The organism is Bacillus sp. Je.9.29.b (genome assembly GCF_051129925.1).
Taxonomy (GTDB): domain Bacteria; phylum Bacillota; class Bacilli; order Bacillales; family Bacillaceae; genus Bacillus; species Bacillus safensis.
Genome location: NZ_JBCPSO010000002.1, coordinates 345,091 through 367,484 on the forward strand (window position 1 = coordinate 345,091; position 22,394 = coordinate 367,484).

At 41.5% G+C, this 22,394-nt stretch carries 26 protein-coding genes and 1 other annotated feature (1 of these 27 running past the window's edge); of the genes, 23 read left to right on the forward strand and 3 right to left on the reverse strand.

The window, feature by feature from the left end; translation table 11 throughout:
* Positions 1–13: a binding site (T-box leader), on the forward strand (it extends 195 nt beyond the left edge of the window).
* An 80-nt stretch (positions 14–93) separates the two neighbouring features.
* The 12 genes from alaS to udk all read left to right on the forward strand — a co-directional run bounded on the left by alaS (position 94) and on the right by udk (position 11,948).
* On the forward strand, positions 94–2,730 hold the full coding sequence (gene alaS / locus AAZR19_RS04990; protein ID WP_434702469.1) for an alanine--tRNA ligase: 2,637 nt from the start codon (positions 94–96) through the stop codon (positions 2,728–2,730).
* Between the two features lie 89 nt (positions 2,731–2,819).
* A complete protein-coding gene (locus tag AAZR19_RS04995) occupies positions 2,820–3,086 on the forward strand; it encodes an IreB family regulatory phosphoprotein (RefSeq protein ID WP_008358522.1) in 267 nt (88 codons plus the stop codon).
* Positions 3,087–3,089: 3 nt separating this feature from the next.
* A complete protein-coding gene (gene ruvX / locus AAZR19_RS05000) occupies positions 3,090–3,506 on the forward strand; it encodes a Holliday junction resolvase RuvX (protein WP_024427871.1) in 417 nt (138 codons plus the stop codon).
* 15 nt (positions 3,507–3,521) lie between these two features.
* The gene (locus tag AAZR19_RS05005) at positions 3,522–3,803 is read left to right on the forward strand and encodes a DUF1292 domain-containing protein (RefSeq protein ID WP_024423112.1); all 282 of its coding nucleotides are present in this window, start codon (positions 3,522–3,524) and stop codon (positions 3,801–3,803) included.
* 154 nt (positions 3,804–3,957) lie between these two features.
* Positions 3,958–4,524, forward strand: a complete 567-nt coding sequence (locus tag AAZR19_RS05010) for a biotin transporter BioY (RefSeq protein WP_326349549.1) — start codon at positions 3,958–3,960, stop codon at positions 4,522–4,524.
* Positions 4,521–5,984 carry an acyl-CoA synthetase gene (locus AAZR19_RS05015; protein WP_326349550.1) on the forward strand — a complete coding sequence of 488 codons (1,464 nt, stop codon included), beginning with the start codon at positions 4,521–4,523 and terminating at the stop codon, positions 5,982–5,984. Before AAZR19_RS05010 ends, AAZR19_RS05015 begins: the two co-directional genes overlap by 4 nt.
* Positions 5,972–7,060, forward strand: a complete 1,089-nt coding sequence (locus AAZR19_RS05020) for an acetyl-CoA C-acyltransferase (protein WP_326349551.1) — start codon at positions 5,972–5,974, stop codon at positions 7,058–7,060. Before AAZR19_RS05015 ends, AAZR19_RS05020 begins: the two co-directional genes overlap by 13 nt.
* A 73-nt stretch (positions 7,061–7,133) precedes the next feature.
* Complete coding sequence (mltG, locus tag AAZR19_RS05025; RefSeq protein WP_226014634.1) at positions 7,134–8,216, forward strand: endolytic transglycosylase MltG; 1,083 nt, start codon at positions 7,134–7,136, stop codon at positions 8,214–8,216.
* A gap of 211 nt (positions 8,217–8,427) precedes the next feature.
* Positions 8,428–9,093, forward strand: coding sequence for an O-methyltransferase (locus AAZR19_RS05030; RefSeq protein WP_024423109.1), 666 nt, complete (start codon positions 8,428–8,430; stop codon positions 9,091–9,093).
* On the forward strand, positions 9,090–10,019 hold the full coding sequence (locus tag AAZR19_RS05035; protein ID WP_024427876.1) for a peptidase U32 family protein: 930 nt from the start codon (positions 9,090–9,092) through the stop codon (positions 10,017–10,019). Before AAZR19_RS05030 ends, AAZR19_RS05035 begins: the two co-directional genes overlap by 4 nt.
* 20 nt (positions 10,020–10,039) lie before the next feature.
* Positions 10,040–11,308, forward strand: coding sequence for a peptidase U32 family protein (locus AAZR19_RS05040; protein WP_024423107.1), 1,269 nt, complete (start codon positions 10,040–10,042; stop codon positions 11,306–11,308).
* A gap of 7 nt (positions 11,309–11,315) precedes the next feature.
* Positions 11,316–11,948 carry a uridine kinase gene (gene udk, locus AAZR19_RS05045; protein WP_024423106.1) on the forward strand — a complete coding sequence of 211 codons (633 nt, stop codon included), beginning with the start codon at positions 11,316–11,318 and terminating at the stop codon, positions 11,946–11,948.
* A 52-nt stretch (positions 11,949–12,000) separates the two neighbouring features.
* Here udk and AAZR19_RS05050 read toward each other — a convergent pair whose 3' ends face one another.
* Positions 12,001–12,348: an Ig-like domain-containing protein gene (locus tag AAZR19_RS05050; protein ID WP_046311893.1), complete on the reverse strand. Its 348-nt coding sequence runs from the start codon at positions 12,346–12,348 to the stop codon at positions 12,001–12,003.
* Positions 12,349–12,971: 623 nt separating this feature from the next.
* On the opposite strand from AAZR19_RS05050, the gene greA reads away from it, so the two are divergent.
* The 3 genes from greA to AAZR19_RS05065 all read left to right on the forward strand — a co-directional run bounded on the left by greA (position 12,972) and on the right by AAZR19_RS05065 (position 15,971).
* Positions 12,972–13,445: a transcription elongation factor GreA gene (gene greA / locus AAZR19_RS05055; protein ID WP_008358505.1), complete on the forward strand. Its 474-nt coding sequence runs from the start codon at positions 12,972–12,974 to the stop codon at positions 13,443–13,445.
* A gap of 50 nt (positions 13,446–13,495) precedes the next feature.
* Positions 13,496–15,238 carry a peptidoglycan D,D-transpeptidase FtsI family protein gene (locus AAZR19_RS05060; RefSeq protein ID WP_218677590.1) on the forward strand — a complete coding sequence of 581 codons (1,743 nt, stop codon included), beginning with the start codon at positions 13,496–13,498 and terminating at the stop codon, positions 15,236–15,238.
* Between the two features lie 67 nt (positions 15,239–15,305).
* A complete protein-coding gene (locus AAZR19_RS05065; protein ID WP_434702475.1) occupies positions 15,306–15,971 on the forward strand; it encodes a YrrS family protein in 666 nt (221 codons plus the stop codon).
* Between the two features lie 38 nt (positions 15,972–16,009).
* Here AAZR19_RS05065 and AAZR19_RS05070 read toward each other — a convergent pair whose 3' ends face one another.
* The gene (locus AAZR19_RS05070) at positions 16,010–16,213 is read right to left on the reverse strand and encodes a YrzA family protein (protein WP_024423103.1); all 204 of its coding nucleotides are present in this window, start codon (positions 16,211–16,213) and stop codon (positions 16,010–16,012) included.
* Positions 16,214–16,399: 186 nt separating this feature from the next.
* On the opposite strand from AAZR19_RS05070, the gene AAZR19_RS05075 reads away from it, so the two are divergent.
* From AAZR19_RS05075 to AAZR19_RS05105, 7 genes are all read left to right on the forward strand, one after another.
* Positions 16,400–17,041 (forward strand): class I SAM-dependent DNA methyltransferase, encoded by a 642-nt coding sequence (locus AAZR19_RS05075; protein ID WP_024423102.1) that lies wholly within the window; start codon positions 16,400–16,402, stop codon positions 17,039–17,041.
* Positions 17,042–17,056: 15 nt separating this feature from the next.
* On the forward strand, positions 17,057–17,752 hold the full coding sequence (gene mtnN / locus AAZR19_RS05080) for a 5'-methylthioadenosine/S-adenosylhomocysteine nucleosidase (protein WP_226014633.1): 696 nt from the start codon (positions 17,057–17,059) through the stop codon (positions 17,750–17,752).
* A gap of 46 nt (positions 17,753–17,798) precedes the next feature.
* Positions 17,799–18,722: a PLP-dependent cysteine synthase family protein gene (locus tag AAZR19_RS05085; protein ID WP_024427895.1), complete on the forward strand. Its 924-nt coding sequence runs from the start codon at positions 17,799–17,801 to the stop codon at positions 18,720–18,722.
* A gap of 1 nt (position 18,723) precedes the next feature.
* Positions 18,724–19,872, forward strand: coding sequence for a bifunctional cystathionine gamma-lyase/homocysteine desulfhydrase (locus AAZR19_RS05090; RefSeq protein ID WP_024423100.1), 1,149 nt, complete (start codon positions 18,724–18,726; stop codon positions 19,870–19,872).
* A gap of 72 nt (positions 19,873–19,944) precedes the next feature.
* Positions 19,945–20,175 (forward strand): YrhC family protein, encoded by a 231-nt coding sequence (locus tag AAZR19_RS05095; RefSeq protein ID WP_058839017.1) that lies wholly within the window; start codon positions 19,945–19,947, stop codon positions 20,173–20,175.
* Between the two features lie 449 nt (positions 20,176–20,624).
* Positions 20,625–20,759 (forward strand): YrzI family small protein, encoded by a 135-nt coding sequence (locus AAZR19_RS05100; RefSeq protein ID WP_065214597.1) that lies wholly within the window; start codon positions 20,625–20,627, stop codon positions 20,757–20,759.
* A 159-nt stretch (positions 20,760–20,918) separates the two neighbouring features.
* Positions 20,919–21,080 carry a hypothetical protein gene (locus AAZR19_RS05105; RefSeq protein WP_155267112.1) on the forward strand — a complete coding sequence of 54 codons (162 nt, stop codon included), beginning with the start codon at positions 20,919–20,921 and terminating at the stop codon, positions 21,078–21,080.
* Between the two features lie 43 nt (positions 21,081–21,123).
* Here the strand turns inward: AAZR19_RS05105 and AAZR19_RS05110 are convergent, their stop codons facing one another.
* Positions 21,124–21,249, reverse strand: a complete 126-nt coding sequence (locus tag AAZR19_RS05110; protein ID WP_008342643.1) for a YjcZ family sporulation protein — start codon at positions 21,247–21,249, stop codon at positions 21,124–21,126.
* Between the two features lie 267 nt (positions 21,250–21,516).
* Here AAZR19_RS05110 and AAZR19_RS05115 point away from each other — a divergent pair, with 267 nt between their 5' ends.
* Positions 21,517–22,119: a class I SAM-dependent methyltransferase gene (locus AAZR19_RS05115; RefSeq protein WP_024427897.1), complete on the forward strand. Its 603-nt coding sequence runs from the start codon at positions 21,517–21,519 to the stop codon at positions 22,117–22,119.
* Positions 22,120–22,394: the final 275 nt, after the last annotated feature.

A 22,394-nucleotide genomic window follows, 5' to 3' on the forward strand; every position in this document is an offset into this window, starting at 1 on the left:
TCTCGTCCCTGTGTAAGTCGTTTTGTGCTTGCATAGGGCGGGGTGTTTTTTCGTTTGTGTGGAGATTGATGAATGAAAAGGGAGGATTTTTGAATGAAAAATTTAACTTCAGCTCAAGTACGTCAAATGTTTTTAGACTTTTTTAAAGAAAAAGGACATGCTGTAGAACCAAGTGCGTCACTTGTGCCGCATGACGATCCGACGCTTTTATGGATCAACAGTGGGGTGGCAACATTAAAAAAATACTTTGATGGCCGCGTCGTACCTGACAATCCACGTATTTGCAACGCGCAAAAATCGATTCGTACGAATGATATTGAAAATGTAGGGAAGACAGCACGCCATCACACGTTCTTTGAAATGCTTGGCAACTTCTCTATTGGTGATTATTTTAAAGAAGAGGCCATTGAATGGGCGTGGGAATTCCTCACAAGTGAAGAGTGGATTGGCTTTGATCCGAATTTGTTATCTGTGACAGTCCACCCAGAGGACGAAGAAGCATATATTCTTTGGAGAGATAAAATTGGTGTGCCTGAAGAACGTATTATCCGTCTTGAAGGAAACTTCTGGGATATTGGCGAGGGCCCAAGCGGACCGAATACAGAAATTTTCTATGACCGCGGTGAATCATACGGTGACGACATGAACGATCCAGAATTATATCCAGGCGGAGAAAACGAGCGTTATCTAGAAGTATGGAATCTCGTGTTCTCTGAATTCAACCATAATCCAGATGGATCATACACTCCACTGCCGAAGAAAAACATTGATACAGGGATGGGCCTTGAACGAATGGTATCTGTCATTCAAAATGTGCCAACGAACTTCAATACAGACCTTTTCATGCCGATTATTCGTGCAGTCGAAACCATTTCTGGAGAAAGCTATGGTTTGGCGAAGGAAAAAGATACAGCATTTAAAGTCATTGCTGACCATATCCGGACAGTTGCCTTTGCTGTAAGTGACGGTGCGCTTCCTTCCAATGAAGGCCGCGGATATGTATTAAGACGTTTGCTACGCCGCGCTGTGCGTTATGCAAAAACGATTCATATCCACCGTCCGTTTATGTATGATCTAGTGCCAGTTGTTGCTGAGATCATGAAGGATTTCTACCCAGATGTACAAGCAAAAGAAGAATTTATTGCGAAAGTCATCAAAAACGAAGAAGAACGTTTCCATGAAACACTGAATGAAGGGTTAGCGATTTTGTCAGAAGTGATCAAAAAAGAAAGAGACAAAGGCAGCTCACAGATTTCAGGTGAAGATGTATTTAAACTGTATGACACGTATGGATTCCCTGTCGAGCTGACAGAAGAATACGCAGAAGATGAAAACATGACAGTTGATCGAGAAGGCTTCCAAGCGGAAATGGAGAAGCAGCGTGAACGGGCAAGAAATGCGAGACAAGATGTCGGCAGTATGCAGGTTCAAGGCGGCGCTTTAGGCGATATTAAAGTGGAAAGTACCTTTGTTGGTTACGAAAATTTAACTGCGGAAACTCGCATTGTCGAACTGCTTCAAAATGGTGAAATTGTCTCTGAAGCACATGAAGGAGACACGGTGCAAATCTTGTTAGATGAAACGCCTTTCTATGCGGAAAGCGGCGGACAAGTAGCGGATAAAGGAACACTAAAAAGTGCAGAAGCCATCATTGAGATCAAAGATGTGAAAAAAGCGCCAAACGGTCAGCATGTCCATGAAGGAGTCGTCGTAAGCGGTACGGCTCAAAAAGGTCTCGAGGTCACTGCTGAAGTGGAATCAGCTCTTCGAAAAGGCATTGTCAAAAACCATACAGCGACACACCTTCTGCATCAGGCGCTGAAAGATGTATTAGGCAGCCACGTGAACCAAGCAGGGTCATTGGTAAATGAAAACAGACTTCGCTTTGATTTCTCTCATTTTGGACAAGTGACGAAAGAAGAATTGTCTCAAATTGAAAAAATCGTCAACGAAAAAATTTGGGAAGGCATCTCTGTTGCCATTGACTTGAAACCAATTGCTGAAGCAAAAGAAATGGGTGCAATGGCGCTCTTTGGCGAGAAGTATGGCGATATTGTCCGTGTTGTCCAAGTGGGCGATTACAGCATCGAGCTATGCGGCGGCTGTCACGTGCAAAACACTGCGGAAATCGGTTTGTTTAAAATTGCATCTGAGTCGGGTATTGGTGCTGGAACACGCCGTATTGAAGCTGTGACTGGTAAAGGTGCTTATGAAGAATTAAATGACCAGCTGGCGATTTTGGAACAGGCAGCAAGTGAGCTGAAGTCAAATACGAAGGATGTACCAAAACGGATTGCTTCATTACAGGCAGATTTAAAAGAGGCTCAAAGAGAAAACGAATCTCTTCTTGCGAAATTAAGCCAAGCAGAAGCAGGCTCTATTTTAGAGAAAGTGACAGAAGTTGGCGGAGTGAAAGTATTAACTGAAAAAGTAAATGCTAAAGACATGAACCATTTAAGAACAATGGTTGATGACTTAAAAGCTAAATTAGGATCAGCTGTCATCGTCCTGGGAGCCGTTCAAAACGGAAAAGTAAACATTTCAGCAGGAGTAACAAAAGACGTGATCGAAAAAGGTCTGCATGCAGGGAAGCTTGTGAAGCAGGCAGCTGAAATCTGCGGCGGAGGCGGAGGCGGACGTCCAGACATGGCTCAAGCAGGCGGAAAACAACCAGAAAAGCTTGAAGAAGCACTGGCAACTGTCGAAGAATCTGTCAAATCCGTTTTATAATCAGGCAATGTAGTGTAGAATAATGGTATTAGATGAGCGGTTAGAAAAAAGCTTGCTAGTAGAATGTTGGAAGAGAGGTGCAAGAAGCAGTGAGTTCATTTGATAAGACAATGAAGTTTAACTTCTCTGATGATTCAGCTGAAACCAATGTGAATGAAGTGCTCATTACAGTTCATGACGCACTCCAAGAAAAAGGATACAACCCGATCAATCAAATTGTCGGATACTTGCTGTCAGGCGACCCTGCTTATATTCCAAGACATCAGGATGCACGCAACCTAATTCGTAAACTAGAACGAGACGAATTAATTGAGGAATTGGTTAAATCGTACTTAGAGACACATAAAGAGGCGTAAAACATGAGAATTTTGGGCTTAGATTTAGGCACGAAAACCCTTGGTGTTGCGATCAGTGATGAAATGGGATGGACAGCGCAAGGGATTGAAACAATTAAAATTGATGAAGCAGGCGGAGACTTTGGTCTCAGCCGCCTGTCTGAGATCGTTGCAGAATTTGGAGCAGATAAAATTGTACTTGGCTTTCCAAAAAATATGAACGGTACGGTCGGTCCTAGAGGCGAAGCCAGCCAATCATTTGCGAAAGTGCTAGAAAACACGTACAATGTTCCTGTTGTGCTTTGGGACGAGCGCCTGTCAACAATGGCAGCGGAAAAAATGCTCATCTCTGCAGATGTGAGCAGACAAAAGCGTAAAAAAGTCATTGATAAAATGGCGGCTGTCATGATCCTGCAAGGATATTTAGACAGCTTAAATTAAAATGAGGTGAATCAAATGGAACACGGAGAAAAGCAAATTACAATCGTTGATGATAATGGAAATGAACAGCTTTGCGAAGTACTATTTACTTTTGAAAGCGACCATTTTAACAAATCTTATGTCCTTTACTATCCAATTTCTGAACAAGACAATGAGGAAATTGAAATTCATGCATCAAGCTTTACACCGAACGAAGACGGTGAAGATGGCGAGCTAGAGCCGATTGAAACGGATGAAGAATGGGACATGATTGAAGAAACGTTAAATACGTTCTTAGATCAAGAAGACGAAGAATAGAACAAATAAAAGGCCTGTGAACAGATCTTCTTGATCTTTCTTCACAGGTCTTTTTTTACGTTCATTATGTTAACTTAATTTTATTTTATGTTGACATAATGAATTGTACCTTTTACTCTGTTTTTAACAATAAATTGAGTGAGGGGCATGGAGATTGAAAATACAAGATATGATGCAAATAGCGTTAATGACAGCGGTCATCGGGATGTTAGGCTTGATCCCGCCGATTTTACTTACATTTACACCTGTACCGATTACATTGCAAACCGCAGGTCTTTTGCTTGCTGGGGGGCTGTTAAAGCCAAAACAAGCACTGATCAGTTTATGTTTTTTTCTTTTGGTTGTGGCAGCAGGCGCACCTCTTTTGTCAGGCGGGAGAGGCGGGATAGGGGTCTTTTTTGGTCCAAGCGGTGGTTTTCTTCTTGCTTATCCTGTTGCTGCCTTCATGATCAGTTTATGGGTGAACCGGCTGAAAAAAGTAACCGCACTGCGTCTTTTTGTGATCTATGCGGTTTGCAGTATTGTGATTTTGTATATGTGCGGCATCCCCTTTCAAGCCATGATGATGCATATTAAGGTGTCGCAGGCCGCTTTCCTTAGTTTGATTTATCTTCCAGGTGATTTCATCAAAGCGGGAATGTGTGCTGTCTTTACGGTCAAAATCATACAGGCCATGTCATATCGAATAAGGGATCTGCATAAAGGGAGGCGGGCAGTTTGAACAGAATAACGGAAAGCTATGCAGTACATGCAGAAATGAAACCAGATCAGATTGCCATCATAGATGAGCAAGAAAGCATTACATATCAAGATTGGTATGAACGTGTGCAGAGATCAGCGCAGTGGTTACAAGGAACGGCTCATCAGCAAAAAAGAATCGCTTTTTTATTATCAAATGGTGCTTCTTTTTTGCAAATATTTGCGGGCGCTGCTTGTGCAGGGTGGACAGCCGTTCCGCTTGATCCGAGATGGAGTCATGAAGAATGTGTCGAAAAGCTCTTGTTAAGTGAGGCGGATCTCGCCATTATAGAGGATCGATTGATAAAGAGATTTGAACAGGGAAGCGTGGACATGCCGCTTCTTTCTTTATCTGAATGGAAGGAAAGAATGAACCTTCTCACAGACAGTCCATATAACAGCTGTGATACCGAGAAAGATCCTGTCTTTTATATGGGATTTACGTCAGGATCAACGGGCTCACCGAAAGCCTTTATTAGGCGTCAGCATTCATGGATCGAGAGCTTTCGAATGACTGCCGCTTCATTTGGAATCACTCATCAAGATCATGCTCTTATATTAGGTACACTCTTATCCTCTCACTTTTTATATGGTGCCATCAGTACATTATACTTTGGCGGCACAGTGACGCTTTTAGAAAAATTTGTGCCAGTAAAAGCGAAGAAAGCCTTAGAGACAGGTGATATCACCGTTATGTATACCGTCCCAACAATGACAGAAACGTTACTGCAAATCGATGCTTTTAGAGGGGACAATCCGCTTCTTGTCATGTCATCGGGAGCAGATTGGAGCATCTCTTCAAAAGAACAGCTCGTCACCAACTATCCACATGTCACTTTTTTTGATTTTTATGGCACATCAGAGTTAAGTTTTGTCTCTTATTTGTCTTCAAATGACTTTTTGCAAAAACCTTCTTCTGTTGGACGGCCTTTCTCCTCCATTCAAGTAGAAGTAAGGCGGCCCGATCAATCTGTCTGTCAGCCAAATGAAACAGGGAGGATTTATGTAAAGAGCCCAATGACTTTTTCAGGTTACTTACATGAGCAGAAACCGCCGGAGGAGTGGCTGACAGTTTACGATATGGGATGGCTGGATGAAGACGGTTATCTGTATATGAGTGGTCGTGAGAATGGCATGATTGTCTATGGAGGACTGAATATTTTCCCAGAGGAAATTGAGCGTGTGCTAAATGAACAGCCAGAGGTAAAACGGTCGATTGTGGTTGGCGTTCCTGACCCATATTGGGGTGAAATCCCTGTTGCCATACTCGAGCAAGTGCAGCAAATAAAGGCGGTTCGACAAGCTGTTAAAGAAAAGCTGGCGGCCTACAAGGTACCAAAAAAATGGCTTGTGATTGATCAAATGATTGAAACATCCGGCGGAAAAATAGCCCGCGCGAGCATGAAAAAGTGGGCGGAGGAGCAATTGTCATGCAAGCAGTGATTGTACAAGCAAAACGAACACCCTTCGGTGACAAAAATGGGATGCTGAAGGATTATCGCCCAGAGCAATTAGCCGCTCCCCTTATTCGTCATTTGTCTCAGGACATGACACCGGATGACGTCATATTAGGCAATGTCGTCGGAGGCGGTGGAAATATAGCCCGTCTGTCCTCATTAGAAGCAGGTCTTCCTTTACATGTTCCTGGTATGACGATTGACAGGCAGTGTGCCTCTGGTCTTGAAGCGATCCGAACAGCTTGCGTCATGGTTCAATCGGGGGAGGGCACGATGTATATCGCTGGCGGGACTGAGAGCATTTCCAGCTCACCAATGAAAGAGAGAGCCCGCTTTTCACCGGAGTGGATAGGAGATCCGCATATGGGAGAAGCAGCAGAGCTGACCGCGTCGGCATTTTCTGTCACGAGAAAAGAACAAGATGACTATGCCCTTTTAAGCTGGGAAAGAAGTTTAGCGGCATTCACACATGGTACATATTCAGAAGAAATCGTTTCGATTGACGGGATGAACATAGATGAAGCGGCTGCTAAAATAAGACCGATGGCAAAGCTGATCAAGCGGGCAAAGCCTGTATTTTTACCGGGAAAAGGAACTGTGACCGCCGCCAATAGCTGTAAGGAAGCAGACGGAGCAGCCGCTGTCGCTGTGATGGAAAGATCGCTAGCGGAAGCAAGTGGATATAAGGCAATGCTACGCTACGCCGGAAGTGCTGTGACAGCGATACATCCTCATTTTCCAGCTGCTTCACCAATTGATGCGATCAAGAAGCTTTTACATCAAGAGAACATCAAGGCAGAGGAAGTGGCGCTATTTGAAATCAATGAAGCGTTTGCGCTGAAAGCTGCACTTATTGCCCGGACGCTGGGGATACCATATGACCGGATCAATAGAAGAGGCGGTGCACTTTGCCTAGGGCATCCTTACAGCGCGTCAGGAGCTGCTATGATGGTGAGATTATTTTATGAAGCGCGCACCTTACCGAATGGAAGCTATGTCATGGCTGCTATTGGAAGTGGTGGCGGCATTGGTTTAGCCGTGTTATGTCAAGTTCTGTCATGACATGCATAAGCAAGGAATTGCCGAACTCCGTCGAATCATGTACTATAAAAGCTAGATGTGAGGAGGGCCATGCATGTTTTCAGAACAAAAGAAACGACCATTCTTCAAAAGAAAAATGGGGATCGTCCTGTTATCTGTCCTTGCTGTCATCATCATTGCAGCATTATCAGGCTTTTTATATGTTAAATCAGCACTCGGACCGGTCGATCAAAAAAGCAAACAAACCATTAATATTCATATTCCAAATGGGACATCTGTCCGCGAAATTGCGGGCATTTTAAAAGAAAATGGGCTCATTTCGAATGACACGATTTTTACTTATTATGCAAAATACAAAAAGGCGTCCGGCTTTAAAGCGGGATATTTTCATTTAAAACAAACAATGGACGCAGACACGCTGATCAAAAAGCTGACATCTGGCGGGACAGATTACGCCTTTCAGCTTGTGATTCCAGAGGGAAGACAGCTGTCTGATATTGCAGCCATTATTGCAAATCAGACGAATTTTTCAGCGAAGGAAGTTGAAGCAAAGCTGGATGATCCTGATTTTATTCAAACACTAATGAAAAAATATCCGAAAACCGTGACATCACAGGTGAATGGAAAACAGGTGAAACATCCGTTGGAGGGTTATTTATTCCCTGCTACGTATCCATTTTATCGTGAGGATGAATCGCTCGAAACGATCATTGAAACGATGATTAAACAAACAGATCAATACGTGAAAACGTATGAAAAAGACATGAAAAAGAGAAACATGTCCATACATGATGTGTTAACGATGGCATCACTGATTGAAATGGAAGCTACAGAAAAGACAGATCGGGCAAAAATCTCAAGTGTATTCTATAATCGGTTGAAAAAGGATATGCCGCTTCAAACTGATCCAACCGTTCTTTATGCACTTGGTGAGCATAAATCCCGCGTGTATTACAAAGACCTAAAAGTGAAATCTCCTTATAACACGTATAACAACAAAGGGCTGCCGCCTGGACCTATTGCAAATGCTGGTGAATCCTCTTGGAAAGCCGCACTGCATCCAGAGAAAACGGATTACGTTTACTTCCTTGCGAAGAAAAATGGAGAAGTCGTATTTACGAAAACGTTAAATGAGCATAATAAAGCAAAAGCGAAATACATCACAGGCAGCAATTAATGGACAAGTGAATCGAAAAAGACTGTAGACAATATGAGATTGCCTGCAGTTTTTTTCGTTGGAATATCCATTTTATAGGTTCGCAATTGCCACTTCTTTGTGGTAAAATATATCGGGTTGTTTTTACTTAGATGAACGAAAGATTGACGAGAAAGAGAGCTGCAATAGGCAGGACTCTTCTTTTTCAGGTCATGAAGGAGCTAGACAAATAATGACTATCGAAGATGATCGAATAAATGATTATATTGAACATTTAATTCACCCAAGTCCTGATGCAATCGCTCAATTAGAGATCTATGCAAAAGAGCATCATGTACCCATTATGGAAAAGGTGAGCATCGAGCTTTTATTGCAGCTGCTTTCGATGAAACAGCCGAAGAAAATTCTTGAGGTTGGGACAGCGATTGGCTATTCCGCTATTCGAATGGCAACAGCTCTTCCAGATGCTGAGATTTATACGATTGAGCGAAATGCAAAGCGCTATGAAGAAGCAACACGGAACATTGAGGAATTAAAGTTAAAAGAAAGAATACACGTGTTTTTTGGTGATGCGATGGAATCGGCTAAAACGGTCCAAACGATGGCGCCCTATGATGTGATCTTTATTGATGCCGCAAAAGGGCAGTACAAGCGTTTTTTTGAATTGTTTGAACCGATGCTCGCTCATGACGGAATGATTATCACAGACAATGTATTATTTAAAGGCTTAGTGGCAACGAATTATGAAGAAGAAATTGAAGATAAACGAAAAAAACAATTAATTGGAAAAATTGATCGATACAATCAATGGCTCATGTCAAACCCTGATTTCCAAACGTGCATTATTCCAGTTGGAGACGGGATCGCCATTAGTACAAAAAGAGGTGACCAATCATGAAGAAACCAGAATTGCTTGTGACGCCAAGCAGCGTGTCAGACGTACTGCCATTAATTGAGGCAGGAGCTGATGCATTCTTAATAGGCGAACAAACATACGGTATTCGTCTTGCAGGTGAGTTTTCAAGAGAAGATGTGAAACAAACGGCTTTGCTTGCACATGCCCATCACAAAAAAGTGTATGTAGCGATGAATGCGATTTTTCATAATGACCGCGTGCAGCTGCTTGGAGATTATTTAACCTTTCTCGATTCATTAAACGTGGACGGCGTCGTCTTTGGAGACCCAGCTGTGATCATGGCAGCAAAGGAAACAGGAGTGAACCTGAATCTTCACTGGAGTACAGAAACGACTGGGACAAACTATTACACTTGTAACTACTGGGGCAGAAAAGGCGCATCGCGTGCTGTTCTTGCAAAAGAGCTGAATATGGACAGTGTGATCGACATCAAAGAAAATGCTGAGGTGGAGATTGAAATTCAAGTCCATGGCATGACATGTATGTTTCAATCGAAACGTACGCTCATCGGCAACTACTTTGAATACCAGGGCAAACAAATGGATGTCGTAGGCAGAAACATGGAGGAAGGGCTATTCCTACATGACCAAGAGCGTCAAAACAAATATCCTATTTTCGAGGATGCAAACGGAACACATATTATGAGTCCAAATGATGTGTGTATGATTGACGAATTAGAAGAGTTTGTTGACGCAGGCATTGACTCATTTAAAATTGACGGAATTTTAAAGTCACTTTCTTATATGACAGAGGTGACATCACTTTATAGAAAAGCAATTGATTTACTAACGACTGACAAAGACGCGTATGAAGATCAGAAAGAGGACTGGGTGAAGCGGATTGAAGAGATTCAGCCAGTGAATCGTTCGATTGATACAGGGTTCTTCTTTAAAGAAACGGTTTATTAAGATAAGAGGAGGCAGAGGAAATGGCATTATTGAAAGATGGTATTTCTGAAATGATTGATGGGAAACGTGTCATTACAAAAAAACCAGAACTGCTTGCACCCGCAGGAAACTTGGAAAAACTGAAAATTGCTGTACATTACGGAGCTGACGCTGTTTTTATTGGCGGGAAAGAATTTGGACTTCGCTCAAATGCAGATAACTTTTCAATTGAAGAAATGGCAGAAGGCGTCGCATTTGCAAACAAATATGGCGCACGCATTTATGTGACAACAAATATCTTCGCCCACAATGAAAACATGGACGGGCTGGAGGAATACCTTCAAGGGATTGAAGGCGCTGGAGTTGCAGGTATTATCGTAGCTGATCCATTGATCATTGAAACATGTAAACGTGTTGCACCGAAGCTTGAAGTCCATTTAAGCACACAGCAATCTCTTTCAAATTGGAAAGCAGTTCAGTTTTGGAAGGAAGAAGGGCTTGAGCGTGTGGTGCTCGCACGTGAAACTAGTGCGCTAGAAATTAGAGAAATGAAAGAAAAGGTCGATATTGAAATCGAAACATTCATTCACGGTGCGATGTGTATTGCATACTCTGGCCGCTGCGTGCTCAGTAACCATATGACGGCAAGAGATTCTAACCGCGGAGGCTGCTGCCAGTCCTGCCGTTGGGATTATGATCTTTATAAACTAGAAGGTTCTGAGGAAGCGCCTTTATTTGGTGAGGAAGATGCGCCATTTGCAATGAGTCCAAAAGATTTGAAGCTTGTTGAATCCATTCCTCAAATGATCGAAATGGGAATTGACAGCTTAAAAATCGAAGGACGGATGAAATCCATTCATTATGTTGCCACTGTTGTAAGTGTATACCGCAAAGTCATTGATGCGTATTGTGCTGATCCAGACAATTTTGTCATTCAGCAGGAATGGTTAGATGAATTAGATAAATGCGCAAACCGTGACACAGCACCAGCCTTTTTCGAAGGCGTACCAGGAACGGATGAACAAATGTTTGGCATCCATGGGAAGAAAACGACATTTGATTTCGCAGGTCTAGTTCTTCATTATGATGAAAAAGAACAAATCGTGACATTGCAGCAGCGTAACTTCTTTAAACAAGGCGACGAAGTCGAATTCTTCGGACCAGAAATTGAGAATTTCACATGCAAAATTGAAACGATTTGGGATGAAAAAGGAAATGAACTAGATGCTGCTCGTCATCCGCTGCAAATCGTCAAATTCAAGCTTGATCAAAAAGTATACCCTAGCAACATGATGAGAAAGGGGAAATAACAGCCACATGAGGAGTAAACCAGTTGTCATTGGTATTGCTGGCGGCTCAGGTTCAGGTAAAACGAGCGTCACCAATTCAATCTATGAAAAATTTAAAGGACATTCCATCCTCATGCTTCAGCAAGACTTATATTACAAAAATCAAAGTCATATGCCATTTGAAGAGCGCCTGCTCACGAACTATGATCATCCGCTTGCATTCGACAATGACCTGATGTTTGAGCATTTGGAACAGCTCCTAAGATACGAATCCATTGAAAAACCAATATACGATTTTAAACTAAACACACGTTCAGAAGAGACGGTTCATGTTGAGCCGAAGGATGTCATTATCGTTGAAGGTATCTTTGCGCTCGAAGACGAACGTTTGAGAGACTTAATGGATATTAAACTGTATGTTGATACAGATGCAGACCTTCGCATCATCCGCCGCATTTTACGCGATACGAAAGAAAGAGGCCGGTCGATCGATTCTGTGATTGAACAATATGTATCTGTTGTGAGACCGATGCATAATCAATTCATTGAACCGACAAAGCGATACGCCGATATCATCATCCCAGAAGGCGGCCAAAACCATGTAGCAATAGACTTAATGGTGACAAAAATTCAAACGATTCTTCAAAACCGAGCAGAGTAAATGGTGGAGAAGAAAAAGACCTTTACACTGTAAAGGTCTTTTCAGCATCATCTTACCAAACTCTCACAAAAACTTGTCCTAAGACAGACGTTCCTTTATAAAGAGTGATAGTGGCATCGCCACGTGAATGAGCGGTCACTAGCCCACTAGAGCTTACAGAAGCAACACTCTGGTTATCTGTCCAATAACGTGTTGCTGCAGCATTATAGACTGAGCATTGCTCACCAACTCTCATAGGTAAATCGTAATTTTGAATCGAAATTACATCTAATGTTTTAAATCCCGAGGAGCAGCTATTGACTGTGAAATCCGCTGTTTCTTTGGCTGAAGCCATGCCCATTAGTGAAAAAGATAAGGTAGAGATGGATAGAACAGAGACAATTGTTTTCTTCATGTTCATTTAAAACACTCCCTAGCATGTATTTGGTCTTGCATTGATGAAATTCAACAAAAACCAAATATTTACTTGTAAATATTTGTTAATAATGTGTGAACGTTTATTTAAGCAGTATTCTCGGAAAGAATCTTGAGGGTTTGATATGATAAGAAAACAATGAAGAAAAGAAGAGATGGGGAAATCACTACCACATAGCGAAAGAATGAAGTTGAAAAAGTATATTAAAAAAACGACAAACAAATCATCACAAATTTTCAAACAATTCTTGATCAAAATGCAATTTTGTAATAATATAGCATAGACATATCGTACACTGACCATATTATGTATTGGAAGATGGAGAATGGATAAGCTATTCTTCTACATATGATCGAAATGGCCGAACGAGGTACAGGAGCTTCCTGTGCCTTTCCACAGTTTGTGCGATTTTAGACCGCTGCGAGTGGTCCTGTCTAATAAAAGGCATAATAGTTGCATCTAAAAGGGACGCCATGTAAGATGGACTTTTACGAATATGGTACAGAAGGAATGAGGGCCTGAACATGTCCTCATTCTTGTATATTTCAGTCGTCACTCACGTGCAGAAAGTTTGTATGATGAGGATTAATAGAAGGAGTGAATGATTCATGGCACAAGAGAAAGTATTTCCAATGACAGAAGAAGGAAAACGTAAATTAGAAGAAGAGCTTGAATATTTGAAAACGGTTAAACGTAAAGAGGTTGTAGAGCGTATTAAAATCGCTAGAAGTTTTGGAGACCTCTCTGAAAACTCGGAGTATGATTCTGCTAAAGAAGAGCAGGCGTTTGTAGAAGGACGTATTACAACGCTTGATAATATGATTCGTAATGCTAAAATTATCGAAGATGAAGGAAACTCAAATGTGGTTTCACTTGGTAAAACGGTGACATTCGTTGAATTACCAGACGGGGAAGAAGAATCTTACACAATTGTGGGAAGTGCAGAAGCTGACCCGTTCGAAGGCAAGATTTCAAACGATTCACCTATTGCAAAAAGCCTTTTAGGTAAACAAGTAGACGACAAAGTAACTGTTCAAACACCGGGCGGAGAAATGTTCGTCCAAATTGTAAAAATTTCATAATCACGTTTATCAGGTAAACACCTCGTCCACAATAGGGACGAGGTGTTTTTATGCGCAAAAAAAGAAGAATTCAATGGACAGGTGCGGTTATTTTTATACTATTGCTCGGTCTTCTGATGAGACTGGCAGAAATTCAGCTGTTCTTCACAGAATCGTTTTCAAAGCTTGATATCAATTTAATACAAGAAAGTGTCAAACAGCGAACAGAAGAAGTCGTTATTTCAGACGGTCGCGGTGAGTTTTTAGATCGAAACGGCCAAGCACTTCTTACAAAAGAACAGCCTGCGGTTATCTTATTTCCTTTCCTGCAATATGATCTTCCACGCTTGCAGCAAACCGCCTCTATTCTTGAGATGGAAGAGGATGAACTCAAAAAACAGTTAACAGAAACGAAAAAACCTCTCATTTTAAAAGATGACATCACGAAAAAAAAACTGAAAGACATCAATGATATGAAATATTCAGGTGTGTACGGCGTATATATGAAAGAGAAGGACAAAAAAAGACTTGCCCTCCACACATTAGGTTTCACAAGCGAAAATCCAGAACTACTCAGAAAGCGTTATCCTGACAAAAAAGAGCTTTCCATACGTACTGAAATCGGCACATTTGGGCTGGAAAGTACCTTTGACGAATTTCTATTACCCGAGCAAGACACAAAATTGTTATATCATGTGGATGGAAGGGGAAACCCTTTGTTCGGTATGGACGTCAAATATACAGCAGAAGCTCATTCCTTTTATCCACTTCAGGTACAGACAACGATAGATGAAGACATGCAGGCTGAAATGGAGAAGGTGCTCAAAGAACAAGGCGTTGAAAAAGGCGGTGCCGTTCTGCTAGACATTGAAAAAAGCAGTGTACTCGCGATGGCGAGTACCCCAAATGTCACAAGTAAAAACCGGCATGAGGCAAGAAATTACATGCTGACAGCGATTGCACCAGGCTCAGTCTTTAAAACGGCTGTGCTTGCCGCAGCAATCGAAAAAAACCTTGACCAGCCACAAACCATGTATGACTGTCGAAAGAATTTATATGGAGAGCCTGAAGGAAAACAGGAAGTGCTGAATCTGACGGACAGTTTCTCAGAGAGCTGCAATTATACCTTTGCGACACTTGCTGAAAGGCTCATTCAAACAGATGATCAAATCATCGAAAAGACGGCTGCAAAGCTTGGACTCATAGATCGAGCTGGCTGGGAAGGGGATGTCTATCATAAGCAGCACTTCAAACAGTTTGATCGTGAAGAAACAGGCAGTGTGTGGGGAGATAAAAGAGACAAGCATGTCAAAAAAGCCATTGCACAAACCGCAATAGGACAAAAAAATGTGAAAACGACTCCTCTGCAAATCGCGAATATGATGGCTACGATCGCAAGAGGAGGAGAACGAAAAGAAGTGAAAATCGCAGAAAAAGTGCTGTATCAAAACGGAACAACGATGCTGTCCTTTCAAAACAAACGGCCTGAAGGGGGCAGCATAGACCGCTATACAGCTCAAAAGCTGCAAAAATTCTTAAGGCAGGTGGTGACCTCTGACAAGGGAACCGGCAGAAGGTTTCAAGATTTGCCATACGATGTAGCGGGAAAATCAGGTACTGCCCAAACCGGCAGTCAAGACAAAAAGGGGAATTCGCTTTATCATAAGTGGTTTGCTGGATACTTTCCGGTAGAAAAACCAAAATACGCCCTTGTTGTTGTTCACCTTGATGAGACAAGTGGCCGGGCTAAGACAAATGATGCGTTTTATGATATTGTAAAAAAGGTCAATGAAATTGAAAAGAAACAGACATAGAACATCCCTTCATGACATGTTAGAATAGTAACGACTTAGGGAACAGAGGCAAAGGAGTGCAGAGATTTTGAGTAGAAATTCTCGATTTGAACATCGTGATAAGCGCAGAAAGGCGAATATGGTGCTTAACATATTAATTGGTATCGTTGTGGTGCTTATTTTGGTTGTCGCATCGAGTTTATTAATTTTTAATAAGCCGAAAGATACAGATGTAGCAAAAGAGCCATCAAAAACGGCACCTGCAACAAGTGAAAATAAACAAAACTCACAAGAAGATGTGAAAGATCCAAAGAAAGACACATCCGATGATTCAGATGCAAAAAAAGATGATTCATCTGATCAAGACGACGAAAAGAAGAAGACAGATGATGAAGAAAAACCTAATAAAGAAGCGTTAAAAGACGCCAAAGAAACAGATGGCGGCAAAACCAGTGATGTAGACAAAACATACGAAAATGATGACTGGGAGCCTGTAGGAACAGAGCAATCCGGTTCACATACAGCAACCTATGATTCCAGCTCAAAAGACTGGAAAGAAATGATCAAAGCCATGTCCTATGCGACAGGAATTTCAGAAGATCAAATGACCGTTCTTTGGTTAGGAAATAACGGAGGTCCTCAAGATGCAAAAGGAACCATCCGTGATAAATCAACAGGTGAACGCTACCGCGTGGAAATTACGTGGGTAGATGAAAAAGGCTGGAAACCTGTGAAGGTTGAAAAATTAAGATAAACATGAAAAAAAGATAGCAGATCTGCTATCTTTTTTGTTTAGACATTCGCTTTAAAATGAACAACTGCTGTATACAAAATCCGCTCATCGATCACAGTCGTTTGATGACTGACAGAATGAACAGTCAGCAGAATCGCCTGATTATGTTCAATTTGTTTTTGGATCTTTTGTTCAAGTTCTTTTAAAGATGTTGCTTCAAAAAATTCTATTTTATCCTTTAAAAAATCCAGCTGAAAATCCATTTGATTCACCTCTCTATACTCTTCATTCATCTTAATCTCTCTCCCTCAGAAGGGCAAATGTTTTTCTGTCTCTCCCAGTATTTTTTAGTAGGAAAGAAACAGAAGTTGTGGTAGGATAGGAACTGTTCGACGGAATAAAACATACTATACGCATAGGAATAAATAGATAAAGTGGAGGGAAAGAAAATGGGACGTGAATTTCTTTCTTTATTTGATCATTGGGCTGACTCTTATGACGACACGGTAAGTGGTCATGACGAGCAGTATAAAGAAGTGTTTCGTCGGTATCCGGCTATTTTAAAAGAGATTGTCCGCCTTTCAGGCCAAAATGTTCTTGAGTTTGGAAGCGGTACGGGGAATCTAACAGCGCTGCTCCTTGCAGCTGATAAAAACGTGTTTGGTGTTGAACCATCAGATGCCATGAAGAAAGCGGCTCTTCAAAAAGGACTGCCAGATCTATTTCATGATGGGGATTTTTTATCATTTCCAGCGCCGCCTTTTGAGCCAGATACGATCGTCAGTTCATATGCATTCCATCATTTAACGGATGAAGAAAAAAAACAAGCCATTCACACCTATAGCAACATCCTTCACTCAGATGGTAAAATAGTTTTTGCTGATACAATGTTTCAAAATCAAGCAGCACATCAAGCTCAGATCGACAAAGCGAGAGCCGCAGGGTTCGATCAGCTTGCAGAGGATTTAGAAACGGAATATTATCCATCCATTGATGTGCTAAAGCAAATCTTTGAAGAAGAAGGTTTTAGCACGTCCTTTCATCAAATGAATGATTTTGTTTGGATCGTAGAAGCGAAGAAAAGGGAATGAAAGGATGTTTTTGATTTGAAAATCGCAGTTATAGGTGCAATGGAAGAAGAAGTGACGATTTTAAGAGATCAACTAAAAAATGCTACACAAGAAAACATCGCTGGGTGTGAATTTACAACAGGTGTTTATGAAGATAAAGAAGTGATTTTATTAAAATCAGGGATTGGAAAAGTAAATGCAGCGGTCAGCACAACATTACTGCTTGACCGCTTTCAGCCAGATTATGTGATCAATACAGGATCTGCTGGCGGTTTTCACCACTCATTAAATGTAGGTGATATTGTCATCTCTACTGATGTGAGACATCATGATGTAGATGTGACCATCTTTGATTACGAATATGGACAAGTGCCGGGACTTCCAGTTGCTTTCATTGCAGATGAAAAGCTTGTGAAGCTGGCAGAAGAATCTGCTTTAGAAATTGATCATATTCAAGTGGCAAAAGGAACGATTGCAACAGGAGATTCGTTTATGAATGATCCGGATCGTGTAGCGTTTGTGAGAGAGAAGTTTCCAGAGCTATATGCGGTGGAAATGGAAGCCGCAGCCGTTGCACAAGTCTGCCAGCTCTTTGGTACGCCATTTGTTGTCGTTCGTGCGCTATCGGATATTGCAGGGAAAGAATCCAACATCTCCTTTGATCAATTCCTTGAGCAAGCAGCGATTCACTCAACCGACCTTGTCTTGCGTATGATAAAGCAAACACAATAAAAGAAGGGGTTCCCCCCTTCTTTTCCATACAAAGGAAGGGAATCATATGGCTGTCATAAAGGATATTACTGAATTAATTGGCCGCACACCGCTTTTAAAGCTGTCAGGGATTGGCGTCCCAGAAGGCGTTGAGGTGTATGCAAAGCTTGAGATGATGAATCCAGGTGGAAGTATTAAGGATCGTTTAGGTGACATGCTCATCAGAGAAGCATTAGCATCTGGCAAACTGCGTCCAGGCGGAACTATTATTGAAGCCACTGCTGGAAACACAGGAATTGGGCTTGCCCTAAGTGCAAGAAAGCATCAATTGCAGACCATTTTTTGTGTACCAGAACATTTTAGTCAAGAAAAACAACAACTGATGAAGGCGCTCGGTGCAGAGATTATTCATACGCCGAGAAAAGAAGGCATGAAGGGTGCGATTGATCGAGCCCTTGAATTAGAGGCAAGCCTTGACAATGCCTATTGTGTTTTACAATTTAAAAACCAAGTAAATCCATTGACTTACTACAGAACGCTCGGTCCCGAATTATGGTCCGACTTAAAAGGGAATATCGATGTATTCGTGGCGGGAGCAGGATCTGGCGGAACTTTTCAAGGTTGTGCCGCCTATTTAAAAGAGCAGAATCAGGCGTTAAAAACAGTGGTTGTGGAGCCTGAAGGATCAATTTTAAATGGAGGGGACCCGGGTCCGCATAGAACGGAAGGAATTGGCCTTGAATTTATCCCAGATTATATGGAGCAGGCTTTATTTGATGAGATTTACACTGTCAGTGATGATGATGCGTTTCGAATGGTGAAAGAAGCAGCTGAAAAAGAAGGTGTTCTCATCGGCAGCTCTTCTGGTTCCGCTTTATTTGCCGCTTTAGAGGAAGCAAAGAAAGCAGCACCTGGGACAGTCATTGTCACCATTTTTCCTGACAGCAGTGAGCGATATTTAAGTAAAGGAATTTATGAGGGAGGAAAATAGCATGAAACCAAAAACAATGATGATTCACAGCGGAACAACGGGTGATGAAAGAACAGGCGCCGTGTCTGTGCCGATTTACCAAGTGAGTACTTATAAGCAGCCGAAAGCAGGCGAACATACGGGGTATGAATACTCCAGAACAGCAAATCCAACAAGAACTGCCCTGGAAACAGTCATTCGTGATCTTGAAGGAGGAGCAAGCGGTTACGCATTTGGTTCAGGGATGGCAGCCATTACGGCTGTGATGATGCTGTTTAACAGCGGAGATCATATTGTGCTGACAGATGACGTGTACGGCGGAACCTACCGCGTCATCACAAAGGTGCTAAACCGCATTGGCATTACTGCAACCTTTGTTGACACAAGTGATCCTGAAGCAGTGAAAAAAGCCATTTTACCTGAAACAAAAGCCGTTTACATTGAATCACCAACCAATCCTTTACTCAAAATGACGGATCTAAAAGCCATCGGCGAATTGACAAAGGAAGCCAACATCTTGATGATTGTCGACAATACATTTTTCACACCGTATTTCCAAAAGCCGATTGAATATGGCGCAGACATTGTCTTGCACAGTGCGACTAAGTATTTAGGCGGCCATAGTGATGTTGTAGGCGGGCTTGTCGTCACAGCGACGAAAGAGCTTGGAGAAGAACTGCACTTTGTTCAAAACTCGACAGGCGGAATTCTTGGACCGCAGGATTCATGGCTTCTCATGAGAGGGATGAAAACGCTTGGACTAAGAATGGAAGCACATCAACAAAATGCACAGAAAATCGCTGAGTTTTTAAAGCAACATGCAGCCGTCACACGTGTTTATTATCCAGGTCTCGATACTCACCCTGGACATGAACTTGCGAAAACACAAGCATCCGGCTTCGGCGGCATGATCTCTTTTGATATTGGAAAAGAAGAACATGTCGATGTATTTTTAAGCCAGCTTAAGCTGTTTACAATCGCAGAAAGCCTTGGAGCGGTAGAAAGTTTAATTTCTGTCCCAGCCCGGATGACCCATGCGTCCATTCCAAAAGACCGCCGGGAGGAGCTTGGCATCACAGATGGTTTAATTCGAATTTCCGTCGGAATTGAAGATGTGGATGATTTACTCCATGATATCAAGCAAGGACTAAGCGCACTGGCGAATGGATAGATTTACATGCTCCTCGCTTTCTCTCACTATGTTAAGCTATGAATAGACATTGATAACTGGAAGGTGAAACAAGTGAAGAAAAAGTGGAGTGATTTAGTGACAGATTACAAGCAGTACGCTTTTATTTTGCTTGCTGTCAGCACCTTTATATATATTGGTACGATCTTACCGAACCAGCACATCGAAGCATCTCCAAAAATGCTGATGATGGGAATAGATTGTGTTTTCTTATTAGCAGCTTTTGTTTGTGTTAAACGCGCGATTTTCTTTCAAAAGAAACTGCAAGAATTAGATGAAGATTAATTCGAAAGCCTCCTCATTTGCCTGAGGAGGCTTTTTTTATTGTATTGGATAATCGGACAAGAATAACTGTAGAAATTTAGTCAAAAACACAAAATTCATCTATATGACTAAAAACAGGTTTACAAAATGGTGCTTGCTGGATATACTTACAAAGTAATTAAAAAAAACGTAAAGGAGGCTGAAGAATATGTTATTCGTATCTACTTGTGATCAATTCAACCAACAATTTCATCATGTCATCAGCCTGTGGAAGAGTTCGTGTCCTTCCTTTGCCTTATACGGTGCACGCTTCAAAACTGTTTAAGTAAACGAGGATTTCACACGTATCATCCATTGCAGGTTGGAAGACACTGTCTTTTGATCTGCATTTTTGTGTGCCCGCAGGTCAACTGATAAAGAAGATCTGCGGGCTATTTCGCGTGCTGCGAACTGAAGGGAGGTGAGCGTATATGACAATCCATTTATTTTTTATTACTTTGACGATTAAGCGGAAATACAAGGACATTGAGACCGTTCTTTACGAACAAGAAGTCGAAACAATTTATGAAGAAATGAAACAGAAACAACTAAAGTATATGAACTAAAACAGGAAATGAAAAATGTGAAAAGGAGGAGATTGACATGTTTATGATGCTTGCCATGCTTGATTGTTATACGATGGAGAAGGACCAGGTTTAGACACGCTCCACATTGATCACCTGCACATATGATACCGTAAAAGGTGATTGTGAGGTGATCAATGAATGTCGATGTCACCATATATGAGATTTCCGTCTGTGGGGCACGGGTATGCATCTATTCCGCATTCCTTAAAGCACGGATACGGCAATCCATACCGCATGCAAAGAGAGCAAGAGGAAATGCTCAGACGTTATATGTATCAGTACCGGACTTATTGGTATTAAAGAAAAGGAGCAGGAAACCATGACGTTTCCTGCTCCTTTTACGTTAGCAAATCCAGCTTGCACCAATGATGATCAACAAAATGAACAGTACAACAAGCAATGCGAATCCGCCTGCAAAACCGCCACCGTAGCCACCGCAGTAGCCTCCAGAATAACCGCCAAAGCCCATAATCTAGCACCACCTTTATCTAATCAAGATACATTTATAAATTATGCAGCTCATGCAGAAAACGAAATCAATCTGAGCACAAATAATGAAAACGCCTATTCGGGTTAAAAAAATTTTCACTTTCTGCGAAACATTTTCTGAAAAGGAGCGTCTTATAAAAGACAAATAAATTAGGACTAGGTCTTAATTTTTGTTAGGTGAGAGCCGATATGAAAAGTAAGAAAATTTGTAAATAGTTTATTTACTGGTGAAAAGCAGGTGTTAACATTGATTCAAAGCTGGATTGGAAAACAAATGAGGGAACCAAAAGGCTTGTTCTCAAAATGGGTTGCCCGCTATATGGAAAAAAATCATCATAATATCAATGAATGGACGATTCAACTCTTAAATATACAAGAAAATGACCGAATTTTAGAAATTGGGACTGGAAGAGGCATCACCTTATCAAAGGTAGCTGAAAAACTTGACCGCGGAAAAGTATATGGAGTGGATGCCTCTCGTCATATGATTAAATATGCAAAAAGAAAACATAAGAAGCTTGCGGAACAGGACAAAGCTGTCATTACGCTTGGTAAGGCTGAGCAATTACCTTTTGAAGACAGATCATTCAATAAATTATTTACGGTGCAGACGATCTATTACTTGAAGGATATTGAACAAGTCATGAAGGAAGTGTACCGCGTACTTCAAGTGGATGGAGAAGTATTTTTATCCTTCCAAAAGCAGGAGCTGATCAACGAACAAAAACGGTCAACATCTTTTTCATCGTACAGTGAAGAAGAGATCAGCCGCCTGTTTTCTGCATATCACTTTAGAGAGGTCTCGGTTTATCACTATGATACATACATCTGTATCAAAGCTTTAAAATGATGAAAATATTTCCCAGGTAATGAACAAGCACTCAAAAAAGAGGCTCTTCGTCAGAGGAGCCTCTTTGCCTGCAATAAAAAAAGGCTCTTCATCAGAAGAGCCTTTTGTATGCAATGTAGGCGCCAGCCAGGTGTGTAAGGAATGATAGTATATATAAGGAATTTGTTTGTCGATTAAGGATACCTGTCTGGCTTATTTCTTATATCGACACCGTTCTGCAAAAGTTTAGCTTTTTTTTCAATTTTTTCTTTTTTATTTCACTGGAAGACACATTT